The sequence below is a fragment of the Paenibacillus sp. FSL R5-0345 genome (genome assembly GCF_000758585.1).
Lineage (GTDB): Bacteria > Bacillota > Bacilli > Paenibacillales > Paenibacillaceae > Paenibacillus_AQ.
On sequence record NZ_CP009281.1, the window covers coordinates 5,012,905 to 5,029,655 of the forward strand.

20 protein-coding genes and 2 tRNA genes are annotated in these 16,751 nt (G+C 42.6%); 8 read left to right on the top strand and 14 right to left on the bottom strand.

Annotated elements, in window-relative coordinates:
• The first annotated feature begins 39 nt into the window (after positions 1–39).
• Together R50345_RS22210 and R50345_RS31425 are read left to right on the top strand one after the other, a co-directional pair.
• Positions 40–573, top strand: a complete 534-nt coding sequence (locus R50345_RS22210) for an ImmA/IrrE family metallo-endopeptidase (RefSeq protein ID WP_042132383.1) — start codon at positions 40–42, stop codon at positions 571–573.
• 49 nt (positions 574–622) lie between these two features.
• Positions 623–814: a hypothetical protein gene (locus R50345_RS31425; RefSeq protein WP_231573877.1), complete on the top strand. Its 192-nt coding sequence runs from the start codon at positions 623–625 to the stop codon at positions 812–814.
• Between the two features lie 123 nt (positions 815–937).
• Here R50345_RS31425 and R50345_RS31430 read toward each other — a convergent pair whose 3' ends face one another.
• Positions 938–1,108, bottom strand: coding sequence for a hypothetical protein (locus R50345_RS31430; RefSeq protein WP_156114852.1), 171 nt, complete (start codon positions 1,106–1,108; stop codon positions 938–940).
• A 77-nt stretch (positions 1,109–1,185) separates the two neighbouring features.
• On the opposite strand from R50345_RS31430, the gene R50345_RS22215 reads away from it, so the two are divergent.
• From R50345_RS22215 to R50345_RS22230, 4 genes are all read left to right on the top strand, one after another.
• On the top strand, positions 1,186–1,518 hold the full coding sequence (locus R50345_RS22215) for a hypothetical protein (RefSeq protein ID WP_052414697.1): 333 nt from the start codon (positions 1,186–1,188) through the stop codon (positions 1,516–1,518).
• A gap of 179 nt (positions 1,519–1,697) precedes the next feature.
• Positions 1,698–2,192, top strand: a complete 495-nt coding sequence (locus R50345_RS22220) for an RNA polymerase sigma factor (RefSeq protein WP_042130179.1) — start codon at positions 1,698–1,700, stop codon at positions 2,190–2,192.
• Positions 2,189–3,178 carry a hypothetical protein gene (locus tag R50345_RS22225; RefSeq protein WP_042130181.1) on the top strand — a complete coding sequence of 330 codons (990 nt, stop codon included), beginning with the start codon at positions 2,189–2,191 and terminating at the stop codon, positions 3,176–3,178. Before R50345_RS22220 ends, R50345_RS22225 begins: the two co-directional genes overlap by 4 nt.
• Before the next feature lie 283 nt (positions 3,179–3,461).
• Complete coding sequence (locus tag R50345_RS22230) at positions 3,462–3,809, top strand: hypothetical protein (protein ID WP_042130183.1); 348 nt, start codon at positions 3,462–3,464, stop codon at positions 3,807–3,809.
• Positions 3,810–3,965: 156 nt separating this feature from the next.
• On the opposite strand, the gene R50345_RS22235 is transcribed toward R50345_RS22230, so the two are convergent.
• From R50345_RS22235 to R50345_RS22255, 5 genes are all read right to left on the bottom strand, one after another.
• Complete coding sequence (locus R50345_RS22235; protein WP_042130185.1) at positions 3,966–4,469, bottom strand: DUF2798 domain-containing protein; 504 nt, start codon at positions 4,467–4,469, stop codon at positions 3,966–3,968.
• A gap of 588 nt (positions 4,470–5,057) precedes the next feature.
• Positions 5,058–5,297, bottom strand: a complete 240-nt coding sequence (locus R50345_RS22240; RefSeq protein ID WP_042130186.1) for a hypothetical protein — start codon at positions 5,295–5,297, stop codon at positions 5,058–5,060.
• A gap of 207 nt (positions 5,298–5,504) precedes the next feature.
• The gene (locus R50345_RS22245) at positions 5,505–6,107 is read right to left on the bottom strand and encodes a restriction endonuclease (protein ID WP_042132385.1); all 603 of its coding nucleotides are present in this window, start codon (positions 6,105–6,107) and stop codon (positions 5,505–5,507) included.
• A 216-nt stretch (positions 6,108–6,323) separates the two neighbouring features.
• Positions 6,324–6,800 carry a GNAT family N-acetyltransferase gene (locus R50345_RS22250; protein ID WP_042130188.1) on the bottom strand — a complete coding sequence of 159 codons (477 nt, stop codon included), beginning with the start codon at positions 6,798–6,800 and terminating at the stop codon, positions 6,324–6,326.
• Positions 6,801–6,874: 74 nt separating this feature from the next.
• The gene (locus R50345_RS22255) at positions 6,875–7,330 is read right to left on the bottom strand and encodes a GNAT family N-acetyltransferase (RefSeq protein WP_042130189.1); all 456 of its coding nucleotides are present in this window, start codon (positions 7,328–7,330) and stop codon (positions 6,875–6,877) included.
• A 181-nt stretch (positions 7,331–7,511) separates the two neighbouring features.
• On the opposite strand from R50345_RS22255, the gene R50345_RS32035 reads away from it, so the two are divergent.
• Both R50345_RS32035 and R50345_RS32040 read left to right on the top strand, forming a co-directional pair.
• Positions 7,512–7,577: a hypothetical protein gene (locus tag R50345_RS32035; protein ID WP_231574298.1), complete on the top strand. Its 66-nt coding sequence runs from the start codon at positions 7,512–7,514 to the stop codon at positions 7,575–7,577.
• A gap of 179 nt (positions 7,578–7,756) precedes the next feature.
• A complete protein-coding gene (locus R50345_RS32040; RefSeq protein WP_231573879.1) occupies positions 7,757–8,059 on the top strand; it encodes a site-specific integrase in 303 nt (100 codons plus the stop codon).
• A 119-nt stretch (positions 8,060–8,178) separates the two neighbouring features.
• Here R50345_RS32040 and R50345_RS22265 read toward each other — a convergent pair.
• From R50345_RS22265 to carA, 8 genes are all read right to left on the bottom strand, one after another.
• Positions 8,179–8,252 (bottom strand) — tRNA-Ile (locus R50345_RS22265).
• Between the two features lie 44 nt (positions 8,253–8,296).
• A tRNA-Met gene (locus tag R50345_RS22270) sits at positions 8,297–8,373 on the bottom strand.
• A gap of 82 nt (positions 8,374–8,455) precedes the next feature.
• Positions 8,456–8,620: a hypothetical protein gene (locus R50345_RS31740; protein ID WP_019909365.1), complete on the bottom strand. Its 165-nt coding sequence runs from the start codon at positions 8,618–8,620 to the stop codon at positions 8,456–8,458.
• A 112-nt stretch (positions 8,621–8,732) separates the two neighbouring features.
• A complete protein-coding gene (locus tag R50345_RS22275) occupies positions 8,733–10,220 on the bottom strand; it encodes an ABC transporter substrate-binding protein (protein WP_042130191.1) in 1,488 nt (495 codons plus the stop codon).
• Positions 10,221–10,788: 568 nt separating this feature from the next.
• On the bottom strand, positions 10,789–11,427 hold the full coding sequence (pyrE, locus tag R50345_RS22280; protein WP_042130193.1) for an orotate phosphoribosyltransferase: 639 nt from the start codon (positions 11,425–11,427) through the stop codon (positions 10,789–10,791).
• On the bottom strand, positions 11,424–12,170 hold the full coding sequence (gene pyrF, locus R50345_RS22285) for an orotidine-5'-phosphate decarboxylase (RefSeq protein WP_042130195.1): 747 nt from the start codon (positions 12,168–12,170) through the stop codon (positions 11,424–11,426). Before pyrF ends, pyrE begins: the two co-directional genes overlap by 4 nt.
• Before the next feature lie 110 nt (positions 12,171–12,280).
• Positions 12,281–15,508 (bottom strand): carbamoyl-phosphate synthase large subunit, encoded by a 3,228-nt coding sequence (gene carB, locus R50345_RS22290; protein WP_042130197.1) that lies wholly within the window; start codon positions 15,506–15,508, stop codon positions 12,281–12,283.
• A gap of 1 nt (position 15,509) precedes the next feature.
• The gene (gene carA / locus R50345_RS22295) at positions 15,510–16,688 is read right to left on the bottom strand and encodes a glutamine-hydrolyzing carbamoyl-phosphate synthase small subunit (RefSeq protein WP_042130198.1); all 1,179 of its coding nucleotides are present in this window, start codon (positions 16,686–16,688) and stop codon (positions 15,510–15,512) included.
• Positions 16,689–16,751 lie beyond the last annotated feature (63 nt).

Here is a 16,751-nt window from a genome sequence, read left to right on the forward strand (position 1 = left end):
CTATAATTGATTCTGAATGAGGTGAATGATGTGGATAACATGAAATCCTATTATCAAATGACTGCACTGGAGAAGTGGACGGAAGATTTATACAAACGTCTAAACCTTACTCAGCCTTCGCAAATTTCGATTGCCTATATTGCAGAACGGCTTAATATTTGGGTTCATTATTTGGATGTAAGAAGCAAGAGTATCGAAGCATCAGCGGGGATGTACACCATGTTTATCGATAACCGGCTTCCAGCTAGCCTGCAGCGGCTAGAGTTTCTCCACGATCTCTGTCACCTGCTCCGGCATGGTACCAATCATATATTGATGCCAGAACATTTTACGCGGGCACAGGAGGATGAATCCGAGCGTTTTATTCTTTATGCAGCTATGCCCTACTCCATGATCTCCCGTTTGAAATTGCCAGAACAACGAGAGGAAGCCATTAGCTATCTTGCAGCAGAATTTCAAGTGCCAAGCGAGCTGGCTTTACAGCGGATTGATCAGATCCAAAGACGTGTTTTTCAGGGGCAATTATTGGCCGTGATGGGAAGAAACGAAGAACGATTAACACATATTCAATAATGACTGCGGAGATAATAAGGGTAGTCGCAATGAAGGACCATTAATGATTATGGTGGAATTTCTCGCAAGGGGGAACGATATGGAAGCCATTAAAGTAATTGAATTATTGATGACTCATCCAGATTATAACGTAGATGCAGTACACCCCGAAATTCCGGATTTTGTTGGGATCGAGTCGATTGAAGTGGATCATGAAACAGGGACCTTCTCCATTTTATTGCAAGAACCCAAAGACGACTGAAGATGATTTGTGTAAGCTCATAATAAAAAGGCAGCAAGTATAGTATACCCAGGCAATTCTTTACCTACACGGGTTTAACTATCGGCGGGAAATTTGCTGCCTTATTTGTAATTATAAGCTCTGTTATGCGACAAATTGAATCAAACCAATAAGAATTAGAATGAGGAATATACCCACAACACCCCAAATAATAAACCATAAGACTCTTAGCCCTGGCAGTTTTGGACTTGAATGATTCTCGAGTACCTTAATACGTCGCTCCAACTCCTGTATTTTTTCCTCTTGCTGCGTCATCTTTTTTCCTCCCTTCTAATGTGTAAACTAATATATTATCTTATAATATATACATTTTATCTAAATGGAGGAAATTAATGAAGAAAAGAACAAAAATAATTCTTGTTACTCTCATTATTGTATATGGAGTTGCTTCCTTAGCGCTTCACTCCTTCCGAAATCAGATGAACAATGAGATCATTCATTATCTAGTAGATGCTAGAGATTATATGAATGAAGATCTTTATAAAGTTTATACCCAGATTGGTAAGGCTCCCGTAGTAAGCACAACGGTTATCTTTGCAGATGAACCTAACGCAAGATACTTTTATAGAAAAGAGAAGGATCTGATTTATCAATACAGCATGGCTCCTGTAAAAGGTTCTGATCCAAAATATACATATAAACATATTGAGGAGCGTCTCCCGTAAAGGGGGAACTTCTATTATAAAAACGCGATTGTCTCAGCAGTCAGGATTATGGCTACTAAGACAACCGCGTTTTTTTAGATCCTAACCCTTGATCTATATGTCTAACAAAATTTTCTCAGGAACATAATGTGACCAAATGCCGTCCTAAATGGTGTTATAGGTAAAGGGGGCATAGAATCATGCAGCGATCCATGACCCGGCCGGGAAATCATGTGATAAAGAGTTACGAAATCTACGCAGATATGCTGTTCCGAATCGCCTTGGTCCATCTAGGCAGCCGCCAAGATGCCGAAGAAGCTACTCAGGAGACCTTCATCAAACTGATAGAAAAGGTGCCAAAGTTCAAAGATGCTGAACATCAGAAAGCATGGCTGATCCGCGTAATCACCAATCATTGTAAAACATTACTGGGTAGAGGCTGGCGAAAGCGTGAGGTTAAGCTGGAAAGCGCTGAGCCGATTGCGGTAGACAACCCCGAAGAATTGGCTCTATTGCAATTAGTTATGGCGATGCCCATGAAGTATAAAACTGTAATCCATCTTTATTATTACGAGGATTATCCCATCCAGGAAATCAGCAAGATTCTGCAGATTAGTCAGTCTGCTGTGAAGATGAGACTTCAGCGGGGACGGCAACTGTTAAAACTGGAGCTGGAAGGAGCGGAATCACAATGAAGGAAGATCAGTTTCGAACATTATATACGAAAGCGGTGGATTCTATGAAACCAGGTGAAGAGATGAAAAAAGAATTGATCGACAAACTGGTGCACCAGCAGGAGCGGAAACGTCCACGCAAAACGGTTTATATCGCGGCAAGTATCGTGCTTGCTGCCGGAATCGGCTTGGCTGCACCGAATATATGGCAGCAGTTGAACGGTCAGAGCACCCAAGGACAGATTGCTCAGGTAACTCCGGGCCCAAGTGATGCAGGCAATCCTAGCACAGATACATCCAGAAGCATTATCATCCCCAAGCTGGAACTGCCGGATCCCAAGTCTGGTGTTAAGGCAGATATGATCGCTCTAGTCGTGTATAAAGATAATATTTATACACAGTCTGCAACTCGCATCGACGCCACCGACGCTGCCGCTCTGCGCGGTGACAAGCTGGGACGGACTACAGGCGGCATCGATGAATGGAGCGGTAAAGACAAATATATTGAGCTAGCTTCTAACATCGGAGAGACGGATATCTATTCTGTGAAGGGATATGATTCCAATTTCCTGATTATGTCCTATTCGGAAATCAACGGCGAGGTATTCGCCGAACTGTATGAACATACGAACGGCATCACCGTAAACAGCGGTGCTGATCTGTTCGGCAAGCTAAATCTTGAGGGCAGAATTACTTCAGCTCAGTGGGAAAGCTTCGACAGCTGGAACAATGGACTACAGAAGTACACACCGCTTGCTGTCGACGAGGCGTTTAGCGGCTTCCTGACGGCACTCAACGGGGCTAAACCACTGGCAGCAGAGCCACTTATCGAGCAAGGCATCTACGACAGCGAAGAGCGCAAGATCATCTATCTACAGTTGGAAGACAACGCCCGGGTAGAGCTGACGCTGTTCGGTCAAGGACTTGTACGTTACGGTCAGGCACCGGTATTCTTCGAAGTCGAATCTGGGGCATTCCAGAAGCTCTGGGATAGTATGAAACTATAGGGATGTTGGTCGGAAACCCAGCATACAGCGATTGGGACAACGATTACTACAACGTTACGGGCGCTATCCCCATTAGAGAAGTCTAGCTGGATACGCAAAAAGGGCACTGCTTCCAAACCATTTCATGGCTTTGCGACAGCGCCCTTTTTATGTTGGCTATATGGTTTGCATTGCACCATGCCAGAATATCAGATTCTAAATAAAAATCCATATATCGCCAAAAGTTTTTGTGTAGTAGAATGATTTTGTCGATTAATATATGTGTTTAAGAAGGAGTGATTAGATGGGTGCAAAAAATAAAGTTATAGCTGGTGACTATGAAGGTAAAGTAATAATGTCTACTCTTGGAATTGTAAATTTGCAAACTGGTTTTTTAAAAACAATCACACTAGACAAAAACACTGTAGAGGATTATGAGATAATGGACGAAACTCATTCCAAAAGTGCTGTGAGTGCTGTAGGAAGAGGATTAGTGGGAGGATTTCTACTCGGACCGGTTGGTTTGCTTGCTGGCCTTTCAGCTAAGAGCAAAGGGGTTCATATCATTGCAGTTCAGTTCAAGGATGGAAAGAAGAGTTTAATAGAAATAGACGAAAAAATTTACAAAGCTTTTTTGAAGAATTGTTTTTAGAGAAAGTATATAGTGTAAAAGAGCCGTTGTAGGTTAATCCTATGATGGCTCTTTTACTTGTTCAATGTTGCTATAACATAGGGAATCAAAAAAGGAACGCCCACCATGGACGCTCCTTGAATTTGTTATTCGTCTACTCTACAACATTCTAGCTAGTTACGCATTTACACTTTCCGTTTTACGATCCTGTCTAGCATGTAATGTTTTCATCGCAAATCTTGCGATCGGCTGCGCCACCAATAGTTCAATCCAAAATGCTATACCAAAGTTTCTTGGCCAGATGTGAAGAAAGTTTTTAAGTGGCTCTAAGCTTATTTGCTTCGTCCCCACCCACGTGCCGATAATCGATAGTAAAATAGATAACACTGTAACATTCAAAAAAGTATTCAACAGCACCCTAGCATTAAATCCATCGGTTTGTCCCATGAATTTCGGCATCACTTTCCCAACAATCGGCCCTGCAACTAATCTTACGGATAAAACTACGATCATCCACATAAACGGAATAACCTTTAGTGTATCTATATACACTTCCTTACTGAAGCCACGTTCCAATCCCACAATAATAGGGGCAATAGTGTTTACTGAAATGATTGAAATAATGAGTAAAAATAATATACCTTCTTTTCCGTTTCTGGGCAGTCTTGTGTCTCCATGCATGTTTGTCATCTCCGTGAATCATATTTCAGATGGCAGACGTATCATGAGACATATATTTTTGGCCCAATAAAAAGACCAATATCTCTACACACTGATTTAATAATTATAGCACTTTCATCAAATGAATGTCAGATTTCTATTTAAGATTTAATAAATCCCTCTGCTCTTTAGTGCATTCAAAAGATTTAAACTATCCCTGCGGTAAGCGCATGACGATAAATCTTGCATCAGTAAATCCGTTAGCAAACTCGAATTTCGGGCCTTCCTAGTTCTCTTCCCTTTGAATCTATGTGCCTATAGACAGCAAAAAACCCTTACAAAGTAAGGTTTTTGATAAGTGGGCCCTGAGGGACTCGAACCCCCGACCAATCGGTTATGAGCCGACCACTCTAACCAACTGATATAGAGGAAAGGGGTAAATACCTTAAACTCTATTCAGGAATTCTTGTTATTATTGGGATTATCTAATATTGATTAAACTTAATTAAAATGAGTTTGTGACCAAATTCGTGACCAATGTGACCATTGAGTTTGTCCTGGTTTCTTTATGGGCTTTTAAGCACAACTACAATCTCAACATGATCACTTCTAAAAAGATAAGTTACAAAGCGCTAATCCTAATACAATAACTCCTACGATCATCACAACAACACCTTTTCTGTTTTTCAAATAGTTATATCCACCAATAGATATGAGCGCTCCACACATCATTACAACCAACAAAGATTGTTGTTCCTCAACATCATAATCATTGAACAATAATGAAATGCCTAGAAGAATTGTTGCCGCACAAAAATGGACACCAAATTCTTTGAAGATTTTCTTCATTAAAGCACTCCTATGTATTAGAATACCTGGCCTCATTTTCTCTGCTTTATGTATTTCTTAATCAAATAAAACAATACAAATCCTAACAACACAAAGCCAAGTATGGTGATCCATAGAATCGTTTGATTCCCTACGAAAAAGTATGTATTTCTGTATTAAAAATCTTCATTGTTCATCAGTATAAAAGCTCCTTGTTCTACGAACTATTTATTTCTTCGCAACCCATCGGTTTTCAACTTTGAAGTCCTTCTTAATTACTTTATTATCCCATGAATCCAGTATAATCCTGGGCTCTGACTCAAGGATATCCTTTGCTTTATCAATCTGCCCTGACTTGAAAAAGTTTATAATTTCTATAAGGTCACTTCTACTATGTAATCTTACGGCGTTATAACTAGCAAGTTCTTCACACGCTGAGGTATATTGATTTGAGGATATTACCATGGACTTTTTTGCCCTGTAATATCTCATGGAACTATAGATCTCTCGAACAGCTCCTAACCCTACTGGATAGGAATAACGCTTTGCCTGAACGACATTCCGAACCCCCTCCCCGTCTGTAAACACTAAGTCAGATCCAAAATTTCTGCCTCCTTTCGTTTTATATGCATCACTATAACCCATGGCCAAAAATAAACGATACAGATATTCTACAAAGCCAGTTCCGTCTTCCATTCGGTCTATGTCCTGGATCGTAATCTTAAGTGGATCAATTACAATACTTTGGGTAGGGTAACTCTTCTTTCTTGATAAAACTTTGAATACAAAAACAGCAGTAACGATAACAAGAATAACCAACAAAATTATCATTTTTATCAACCAGCAACCCCCATTAATATAAGAACCTCGCCAATGTCGGCGAGGTTCTTCCAAATTGCAATGCCATTACTCCCAAACTCTATAACCTTAATATAAATTATTTGGAACATTATGTATATGTTACTGGTAAGAAAAAGTCCTAAACTACTGTTGGTTTTTGGACTCACGTTTCCCGTTAGCGTAAGCCCTTGCTAGTCCTGAATATCATTAACTAATGAATACTTGTATTCTTCTTCCTACTTCAATTCGTTCAGTAAATTTACCTCCTGTATACTCTTCTATTGCCTTTTTCCAAAAGAGTTGAGCGGGCTTGTTGTTATCTATTTGGTAAACTTCCCATTTTCCCTGGTGCATATCAAATATATCTTTAGCAACCAATCTCCCTAATCCCAGCCTACGATACTTCTTCGCAATAAAAAATTCAGCAATAGAAAAATATGCGTCATCTTCTTCCCGATTTTTTAATTTGACTAAGACAAATCCAATAATTTCCCCATTGAGACTGATTAAATATGGATAATTGGGGGCTTTAGACCAATATTCATCAATTGGATAATTACCATATTTACCGTTTGCCTCAAACTGCAACTCCATAAATTCTGAGAAATCATAAATATAGAATTGTAACAGGTTGCTGAGTATTTCTTTATGTTCCAAGGTTGCTATTTTGATTTCATAGTCCATGTTTGATACCATCCCTCTGTAGATTCAACTATCGTTTCCCGTTAGTTAAGTCCAAAAAAACATATTGCGATAAATTACTTTATAGTATCGTGCTCATAGATTTTGGTGGGTCGTCCCCATTCGAAATTATCCAAACCGATTTCTCTGAATCCATATTTCTCATAGTAACGGATATGGTCAGTCGTTATATAAACCTTCGTATATCCCAATTGCCCCACAATTTTTCTGGCATGCTCCAACAATACTGAACCTAAACCTTGCCCTCGCTCATTCTCGTCAATGAACAAAGGAGCAATCCATGGCGATAAATCTTTTCGAATTATATATTCCTGTTCAATCAATTGATAAAATCCAATTATTTTGTCGTTTTTTAATAACAGAAATGTTAATGGCAAACCATCTTCAGCCGATAAACTCTCGTCAATTTTAGGGAGTACCACCTTCTGTACGTTTGGCCATTTTTCTTTAACATATTCAGCAAACTCTATATGACGCTCTGGACAATCTATTATAGATTTAATAGCTTGCATTAAGTCACTCCTTCATAAATACGGTTCTTGATGAGTATCACCTTCAAAAAAGGTGCTTTCAGATTACACCTTATGTTAACTGCGGGAAACGGAAAGTTTAGTTTAAGTTAAACTATACTGCCTGTTGGCTTGATGAGGCGCCCGCCAGTCTATTGTGTTTTCATTGGCAATTTATACTGGAATGAGACGTGGTGAGATCCTTGGAATTCGCTGGGATGATATCGACTTTGAAAAGAAAGAACTCTAGGTGATTCAGACGGTCAACTGGACACGTGATGGTTTAGTCATTCAACGTCCAAAAACGAATGATTCCATACGACGGGTAAAACTTTTTCAGAATATTATTGATGACCTTAAGGAACGCTACAAGCAAATCGGGGCTGATAAAAAAGAATATGGAGACTCATATGAGGATAATGACTTAGTATGTTGCTAGCTGGCGGAGGTTATATAAAGCCAAAACGAATTACTGAAGGTATGTTCATACTTGTTCGTAAAGCAGGTGTCAAAAAAATTAGTTTCCACGACCAGCGACATACACATGCATCATTCTTATTGGCGATCGGAATAAATCCAAAGGTAGCTGCTGAACGACTGGGTATGACTCCATCGATGTTCAACGAACGATACTCAAACCTACTCCCAATCATGCAGGAAGAGGCCATTGACAAAATTGAAGCCGAACTGAATAAATATGCTGAAAAACAGCTCGAAACTGCAGAAAAATAATTCACGTTAGCAAATCCGTTAGCAAACTTAAAATCCCGGCCTTTCCCCATCCTATTTTCTTTATATCACTAATCCTATAGACAGCAAAAAACCCTTACAAAGTAAGGGTTTTCTCTAAGTGGGCCCTGAGGGACTCGAACCCCCGACCAATCGGTTATGAGCCGACCGCTCTAACCAACTGAGCTAAGGGCCCGGATCTAAAAATATCCGAATGTACAATTGCTGTTGTAAATAAATTGGTTGCGGGGGCAGGATTTGAACCTGCGGCCTTCGGGTTATGAGCCCGACGAGCTACCGGGCTGCTCCACCCCGCGTCAGAAAAAATATTCAAACAGCGACAATAAATAATATACATTACAAATTGGGTCTACGTCAAGGAAGAATTTATAAAAGTTCTTAAGGCAGAAATCTAACTCCGTACCTTCCCTTACGGGATCGATAAATTTCTACAAAACGCGGGTCATGATAACCGTAAATCCAGCCATCTTGCTCCAATCTTTTAGCCAAACAACCTGCTTGAAATCTGGTCCTGAACAGTTTCGCGAAGTATATCCAATTCATGATGCCCTCTTCTCCTTTTCGCAAATTTATGATACACCGCTCTGAACTTATCATGCCCAAGTTCCACAAAATAAGCCACCAGAAAACTGGTGGCTTAGGGCATATTTCAGAGTCATTCAGCGATCGATTCGAAATAGACCGCGGGATCTTTTTCAAGTGTATCCAGCATGGTATTTCCTTGCTTCTCCCAAGCTTTGAGCGCACTCTCGACCGTTTTCTTCCCCTGATAGACATCAATGAATAATTGCCGCCCAACATCGCTAATTCGGCTAATCCCAGGCTTCTGCATCTGTAGATTGATCAATAAAGGATCCGTTGCAGGTAATGGTCGAAGCGTATAAAAAGCTTCCAAATTTACAGAAGGGGTCTGAGCGGTAATATAATCCTTGCGGGAAGTCAGTTCACTCTTGTTATGGGCTTTAATTTTGGCAACCTCATTACTGTTGACGAACTTAATCAAATCCCAAGCATCTTCTTTATTAGTAGCCGTAGAACTAATAGCCATCATATTCCCAAGCCATGTTCCAATAGCAACACCAGGCTTTTCTTGATAAGTGGGTACATTAACAACCCCCCATTTGAAAGGATGGTAATTCTTGATCTTAGCAGCATTACGCTCCACTACCGCCAGATCATTGAGATAGCCGTATTCCCCAACGACCATTGCCGCTTTTCCTGCGAGGAATAAATCCCCTTGGATTGGACTATAGCTATCCCCTTCTGTTCCTGCAAAATCCAACCCATTTAACCCAGGTACAATTTTCTTTTTAACCAACTGACTGTAAGTAGTCCAAGCCTGATGCCATTGTGTAGTATTTACAGTCATATGCTGACCTTTATTATCGTACATTGTAAGTTCTAGCGGTGCGACGTAGCTCTGCATATCCCAGAATGGATCACTTAAGTAACGGTTCATCGAGAACCCATATATCTGTGTTTCTTTATTTGTTGATCTCTTCGTCACCTTATCTGCCAGCGCAAACAGTTCATACCAAGTCATCTTGTCCGTTGGGTAGCCGACACCAGCAGCATCAAAGATTCCCTTATTATAAAATAGCGCACTAGATGAGAAGGTCGGCGCCAACGCAAAAAGACTTCCTCTTCCTAGCTCACGAACTCCATTCAGCGTTGTAGGCGCTATATTGCTTAAATCATACTGATCACGCGCTATAAGCGGCTCCAGCGATTGGACAAGATTATGATCTACCAAACTCTTCACTAATGCGCTATCACCGACAATCACATCAACAGGCTTATCCCCGCCCATAATCGCACGGATATTCTCTAAATTATCAGAGCTTGTGTCTGTGGAGGTGTTAATGTACCGAAGCTCATTCGTATCTATGGCCGGAATAATCTCCAACTTGATCTCTGGATGCTGCAATTCATACATATCCGTAAACTGCTGACGAAAAAAAGAATCGTCCTCCCCAGACCATAGACTCCCAATACGCAATACACGCTGCTCCGTTGAAGCCTTAGAAGGCTCAGCCCAAGCTGTATTCCACCCATCTGATATTAGTGGTAGTAACAGCGCAGCACATACTCCAAAGCTTAACCAGCGGCGCCACAGTCGCTTATTGTTGTTTATATGATTCATTATTGTATCCTCCTATAAAATACTTGATCCTTCTACAACTTATGGATAAATAATCCATAATGCTAGTAACAGTATAAAGCTTTAATCCGGAGGGGAAGTTACAGGTCGTTTAAAGTTATACTACGATTTCTTCATATTATTCCTATAAAAATGTTACTAGGAGGTTTCAAAAGGTGCCGTTACCTGCACAATTCCACCCTCTGCGACTGGATAGTTGCACTTTCTGCATCTATTAGTGGTGATTAAGTTCTGTTTCTACTTTTAAGTGCACTCTATGCAGTTAAAACACGTTACTAAGAGCTTCCGGCGAATAACTAGCTGATTATAATTGCATAAAGTGCAACTATAGTGCCCGTTCCACTAAGGGAAGTTAGTTTAAGTGCACGAAGTACAACTATTGGTGTCTGAGATGAAGGAGCGATATAAGTGTCAAGACATAGAACAACTGTGCATTGAGCTACTGTGACATAGATCAACGGTATGCAGAGCATCTGTGCAGTTAAAAAAAGCCCCCCACTATAAAGTGAGAGGCTCGCCAAAACAAAACTATACTCAATTTATTTAAAAATTAAACACCAAATGATGACGGATCTTTTCTCCAAGACTTCAGTACTTCTACGTCTGTCGATTCAATTTTGCCTTGTGCAAGAGCCACATCAATCAATGTGCTGTAATTGGACAAGCTTTGTAATGGCATTTCAGCTGCAGCAAAAGCATCCACTGCACGATCCAGCTCATAGCTGAAGATTGCAAGTACTGCTAATACTTCTGCGCCTGCTTCTTGCACGGCCTGAGCGGCTTTAATGGAGCTTCCGCCAGTGGAGATCAAATCTTCAATAACAACTACCTTTTGTCCCGGCTTAATCAGTCCTTCGATCTGATTCTGCTTACCGTGGCCTTTAGCTTTATCACGGATATAAGCCATTGGCAGATTAAGTTTATCTGCTACCCAAGCCGCGTGTGGAATACCTGCGGTTGCTGTACCTGCGATCACTTCAGCGTCCGGATACTCGCTCTTAATAAGCTGTGCGAAGGCATCTGCAATATAGTTACGAACTTCTGGGTAAGCCATAGTCAGACGATTGTCGCAATAGATCGGCGATTTGATACCAGAGGTCCATGTAAAAGGCTCCTGTGGACGCAGTGCTACTGCTCCAATCTCCAACAGATAACTTGCTACTTGTTCGCTTCTATTTAATGTGCTCATGCTAGGGTCATCTCCTCAATAATGTTTAGTGCTGCTTGACGTGGATCTGGTGAAGCTGTAATCGGCCGTCCTACAACAAGGTAATGGCTACCCTGACGAATGGCTTTTCCAGGTGTCATAACCCGGGACTGATCGTCCAGAGAAGCACCTGCAGGTCGAATACCTGGTGTAACCGTGCAAAATGCTGGGCCGCAAGCTTCTGCGATAGCTGCAGATTCTTGTGGTGAAGCCACTACGCCGTCTAGACCTGCATCGGCTGCCAGCTTAGCGTATCTTACCACAGTATCCGCTACCTCACCTGCGATCCCAATTTCATTATTCATCACTTCTTGACTCGTACTGGTTAGCTGGGTAACTGCAATAATCAAAGGCATCTTAAGTGCAGCATTAGCACTGATTGCTGAAACCGCTCCTTCACGTGTTGCCGCCATCATAGCTGTGCCCCCTGCCGCATGTACGTTAAACATATCAGCGCCAAGAGTAGTAAGACTTTGAGCGCCACCTTTGACCGTGTTAGGGATATCATGCATTTTCACATCGACGAACACAGAATAGCCACGAGATTTCAGCTCTTGAATAAATTCAGGTCCTGCCGCATAGAACAACTGCATGCCTACCTTCATATAGCAAGGAATGCCTTCAAGCTTATCGATCAAGGCTCTTGCTCCAGTCACATCAGGATAATCCAAGGCGATCATCAGTCGATTCGCCATTGCTTTCCACTCTACATCTCCAACTCCCATAACCATGCTCCTATCCAGTGCAGACTACATCCACACCCTTTATTTATTAGACCCTAGGCATAGCGGAACGGTCTGCGTAAACGCAAACCGCCCTATGCATCTTTATGAGATTAGTTCAATTGTCCGACAAAAGCAGGCATGGACTGTGACGAGAAGTTAATCGTCTGCAGCATTCTGAGAAGTGCAGTTACTGTATCCAGTGAAGTCATACATACGACGCCATTCTCAACCGCTTCACGGCGGATACGGAATCCGTCACGTTCTGGTGTTTTGCCTTTAGTCAGTGTATTAAAGACGAAGTTGGCTTGCCCGCCACGAATCAAGTCGAGAATGTTTGGCGCACCTTCATCCAGTTTATTCACATTCATTACGTTGAGGCCTGCTTCTTCAAGCGCTTGTGCCGTGCCTCCAGTAGCAATGATTTTGTAACCCATGGAGTGGAAGCCTTTCATAAGTTCTACAGCTTCTGCTTTATCCTTATCCGCCACCGTAACGATGATAGCGCCTGTAGCTGGAATTTTCATCCCTGCTCCGATCAGACCTTTGTATAAAGCTTTGGCGTACAATTTATCACGGCCCATAACTTCACCGGTTGATTTCATTTCAGGTCCGAGTGTAGGTTCTACTCTGCGCAGTTTAGCAAAAGAGAACACCGGCACTTTAACCGATACATAATCGCTTTCCGGCCACAAACCTTCTGTATAACCGTCATCCTTCAGCTTGCTGCCCAGAATGATCTTGGTTGCCAAATGCGCCATTGGGATTCCTGTCACCTTGCTCAGGAAAGGAACCGTACGCGAGGAGCGCGGATTTACTTCGATTACGTACACTTCGTTCTGATAGATAACAAACTGGATGTTAACCAGTCCAATCGTCTTCAGTTCCTTAGCGATCTTGATAGTGATTTCGGCAATTTTCGCTTTCAGACCTTCATCCAGATATTGCGGAGGATATACAGCGATGGAGTCACCGGAGTGAACACCTGCACGCTCGACATGTTCCATGATACCTGGAATAACTACTGTCTCACCGTCACAAATCGCGTCTACCTCAACCTCTTTACCTAACATGTAACGGTCAATCAATACCGGATGCTCTGGATTCACTTTCACCGCTTCTACCATGTAGCTGAGCAGTTCAGTATCGTTATATACAATTTCCATTGCACGTCCGCCTAGTACGTAGGAAGGACGAACCAGCACCGGATATCCAAGGGATTGTGCAGTTTCTACGGCTTGATCCACGTCTGTAACTGTCTTACCCTTCGGTTGAGCGATATCAAGACGAGCCAGCAATGCTTCGAATTTCTTACGGTTCTCAGCTTCATCAATGCTGTCAAGACTAGTTCCGAGAATCTTCACACCAGCAGCACTTAGAGGTGCCGCAAGGTTAATCGCAGTCTGACCACCGAATTGAACGATAACCCCAATCGGATTTTCTTGTGCAATTACGTTCATAACATCTTCGAAGAATAGTGGTTCAAAATACAACCGGTCCGAAGTATTGAAGTCTGTAGATACCGTCTCAGGGTTATTATTGATGATAACCGCTTCATATCCAGCCTTCTGAATAGCCCATACTGCATGCACTGTAGAGTAATCGAACTCAATCCCCTGACCGATCCGGATTGGACCAGATCCCAGCACAATAACCTTTTGCTTGTCAGAATGAATGACTTCGTTCTCAGTCTCATAAGTCGAGTAGTAGTAAGGTGTAGTAGCTTCGAACTCAGCCGCACAAGTATCTACCATTTTGAACACAGGTGTTAAACCTTGCTCCAAACGTAGCGCGCGCACATCCGCTTCTTTAGTAAACTTGCCGTCCGCTTGTCCTTCTGCACGAATCTCAGCAATTGCACGGTCTGTAAAGCCCTTGCGTTTCGCTTGGTATAGAGTTTCCGCAGACAACGTTTCTTCACCGCGAATCACATCTTCAAAGTTAATCAAACCTTCAATTTTGGAGAGGAACCACCAGTCTACGTTCGTAATATCCTGGATCTCTTGCAACCCGTAACCACGACGGAAAGCTTCAGCAATCAGGAACAGACGCTCATCGTCAGGCTTCGCAAGACGTTCACGCAGTACGCTCTCTTCCAATGTCTCTGCACCTGGCAGACGGAAACGGTGTACACCAATTTCCAAGGAACGAATCGCTTTATGAATCGACTCTTCAAAAGTACGGCCGATCGCCATTACTTCGCCTGTCGCTTTCATTTGCGTACCCAGCTTACGGTTCGCGTGAATGAACTTGTCGAACGGCCAGCGTGGAATTTTACTTACGATATAGTCAAGTGTAGGCTCGAAGCATGCATAGGTCTGTCCGGTAACCGGATTGATGATTTCATCCAGCGTGTAACCCATTGCGATTTTGGCAGCCATTTTGGCAATTGGATATCCAGTTGCTTTGGAAGCCAAAGCCGAGGAACGGCTGACACGCGGGTTTACTTCGATTACATAATATTGATAGCTTTGTGGATCAAGTGCGAACTGTACGTTACATCCACCCTCAATATTCAGGGCACGGATGATTTTGAGCGAAGCTGTACGCAGCATTTGATATTCGCGATCTGACAACGTCTGGCTAGGTGCCACAACAATACTGTCACCTGTATGTACGCCTACAGGATCAAAGTTTTCCATGTTGCAGACAACGATACAGTTGTCATTAGCATCACGCATAACCTCATATTCAACTTCCTTCATGCCGGCAATACTCTTCTCAACCAGACATTGTCCGATCGGGCTATAACGAATACCTGCTTTAACGGTTTCACGCAGTTCTTCTTCATTATCGCAGATCCCGCCGCCTGTGCCGCCAAGTGTATAAGCTGGACGAACAATCAGAGGGAAACCAATTTCCTCAGCGAATTTCATTGCTTCATCTACAGTAGTAATAATCGTGCTATCTGGTACAGGCTGTTCCAATTCACGCATTAGATCACGGAACAAATCGCGATCTTCTGCTTTCTCGATGGAATCAAGCTGTGTACCAAGAAGCTTAACATTCTCTTGCTCAAGTACACCTGCACGAGCCAATTCTACAGCCATGTTCAGGCCGGTTTGACCGCCCAGCGTTGGAAGCAAGCCATCCGGACGTTCCTGGCGAATAATCGCAGTTACGAATTCAAGCGTAATAGGCTCGATGTACACTTTATCTGCGATATTTGTATCTGTCATAATCGTTGCTGGATTGCTGTTAATCAGTACGACTTCCACGCCTTCTTCTTTAAGGGCTTGGCAAGCCTGAGTTCCTGCGTAGTCAAACTCCGCGGCTTGACCGATGACGATCGGTCCGGAACCGATCACTAGAATTTTTTTAAGCTTATCGTTCTTTGGCATGTTATAGAGCTCCTTTCACGGCTTCAAGCTGTAAGTTAGTTTTTGGCGCCGTGATTCTGGCGTTTGCCGCAAGTTGTGCTTGACGTGAAACAACAGGTGTCTTAGCTTTATGATCTGCAATCATTTGCAGGAAGCGATCAAATAAGTAGCTGCTGTCATGTGGTCCTGGCGCTGCTTCCGGATGATATTGCACCGAAAATGCAGGGTAACGGGTATGTTTAATTCCTTCAACAGTCTTATCATTATTATTAATGTGAGTAACTTCTAGTTCAGTGTTCTTCACAGATTCCTCATTGACGGTATAACCATGGTTCTGGGAAGTGATGAAGCAGCGTCCGCTTTCCAGTTCCTTCACAGGGTGGTTCCCACCGCGGTGACCGAATTTCAGCTTCTCTGTATCTGCTCCGCAAGCCAGCGCAAACAACTGATGACCTAGGCAGATACCGAAGATCGGATATTCGCCAAGCAATTCGGAAATCGTCTTGACAGCATGAGGCACATCTTTCGGGTCCCCAGGGCCGTTAGACAGTAGGATACCATCTGGGTTCAGACGGCGAACTTCTTCCGCTTTTACATCATGTGGTACAACAACAACATCACAACCACGGTCGTTAAGTTCACGTAGGATACCAGCTTTTGCACCATAATCCACAAGCACAATTCTTTCTTTGTTGCCTGGGCTGCTGTACGAACTTGCAGTTGATGTACGAGCTACCTGATTGCGCAATTCCTCAATCGTAGTATTTCCCATCATTTCCATCAGTTCCTCTACACGTTTGTTAGAGGTGGTCAGGATCGCTTTCATTGTTCCGTAGTGGCGAATAATCCGAGTCAACATCCGAGTATCAATCTCGCTGATCCCAGGAATATCGTATTCTTTCAGCAAGTCGTCCACACTATATTCAGCACGCCAGTTACTAGGAACTTCTTCATGACGACGCACTACAAAACCGTGTACGAAAGGTCTAACCGATTCAAAGTCATCCCGAGTAATCCCGTAGTTCCCGATCAATGGGTAAGTCATTGTAACGATTTGTCCGCAATATGAAGGGTCAGACAGCACCTCTTGGTATCCTGTAATTCCTGTATTAAAAACAACCTCGCCTGTCTTTTCGCCTTCAGCGCCAAATGCGGTACCTGTAAATAAAGTTCCGTCTTGCAGCAGCAATCTCGCCTGCATTCCATTCCACTCCTTCATGTTTCTGTAGTCTAATGCTTATGCCTTACAAGCCTTCCGGAGTGT

Coding starts and splice junctions, on each gene's coding strand:
- R50345_RS22240 (WP_042130186.1), bottom strand. CDS start 5,297: ATGAAGAAAATCTTCAAAGAATTTGGTGTCCATTTTTGTGCGGCAACA.
- R50345_RS32040 (WP_231573879.1), top strand. CDS start 7,757: ATGTTGCTAGCTGGCGGAGGTTATATAAAGCCAAAACGAATTACTGAA.
- R50345_RS22210 (WP_042132383.1), top strand. CDS start 40: ATGAAATCCTATTATCAAATGACTGCACTGGAGAAGTGGACGGAAGAT.
- R50345_RS22250 (WP_042130188.1), bottom strand. CDS start 6,800: ATGGACTATGAAATCAAAATAGCAACCTTGGAACATAAAGAAATACTC.
- R50345_RS22275 (WP_042130191.1), bottom strand. CDS start 10,220: ATGAATCATATAAACAACAATAAGCGACTGTGGCGCCGCTGGTTAAGC.
- R50345_RS22255 (WP_042130189.1), bottom strand. CDS start 7,330: ATGCAAGCTATTAAATCTATAATAGATTGTCCAGAGCGTCATATAGAG.
- R50345_RS22225 (WP_042130181.1), top strand. CDS start 2,189: ATGAAGGAAGATCAGTTTCGAACATTATATACGAAAGCGGTGGATTCT.
- pyrF (WP_042130195.1), bottom strand. CDS start 12,170: ATGGGAGTTGGAGATGTAGAGTGGAAAGCAATGGCGAATCGACTGATG.
- carA (WP_042130198.1), bottom strand. CDS start 16,688: ATGCAGGCGAGATTGCTGCTGCAAGACGGAACTTTATTTACAGGTACC.
- R50345_RS22245 (WP_042132385.1), bottom strand. CDS start 6,107: ATGATAATTTTGTTGGTTATTCTTGTTATCGTTACTGCTGTTTTTGTA.
- R50345_RS22235 (WP_042130185.1), bottom strand. CDS start 4,469: ATGCATGGAGACACAAGACTGCCCAGAAACGGAAAAGAAGGTATATTA.
- R50345_RS22220 (WP_042130179.1), top strand. CDS start 1,698: ATGCAGCGATCCATGACCCGGCCGGGAAATCATGTGATAAAGAGTTAC.
- carB (WP_042130197.1), bottom strand. CDS start 15,508: ATGCCAAAGAACGATAAGCTTAAAAAAATTCTAGTGATCGGTTCCGGA.
- R50345_RS22215 (WP_052414697.1), top strand. CDS start 1,186: ATGAAGAAAAGAACAAAAATAATTCTTGTTACTCTCATTATTGTATAT.
- R50345_RS31425 (WP_231573877.1), top strand. CDS start 623: ATGGTGGAATTTCTCGCAAGGGGGAACGATATGGAAGCCATTAAAGTA.
- pyrE (WP_042130193.1), bottom strand. CDS start 11,427: ATGAGCACATTAAATAGAAGCGAACAAGTAGCAAGTTATCTGTTGGAG.
- R50345_RS22230 (WP_042130183.1), top strand. CDS start 3,462: ATGGGTGCAAAAAATAAAGTTATAGCTGGTGACTATGAAGGTAAAGTA.
- R50345_RS31740 (WP_019909365.1), bottom strand. CDS start 8,620: ATGAATTGGATATACTTCGCGAAACTGTTCAGGACCAGATTTCAAGCA.
- R50345_RS31430 (WP_156114852.1), bottom strand. CDS start 1,108: ATGACGCAGCAAGAGGAAAAAATACAGGAGTTGGAGCGACGTATTAAG.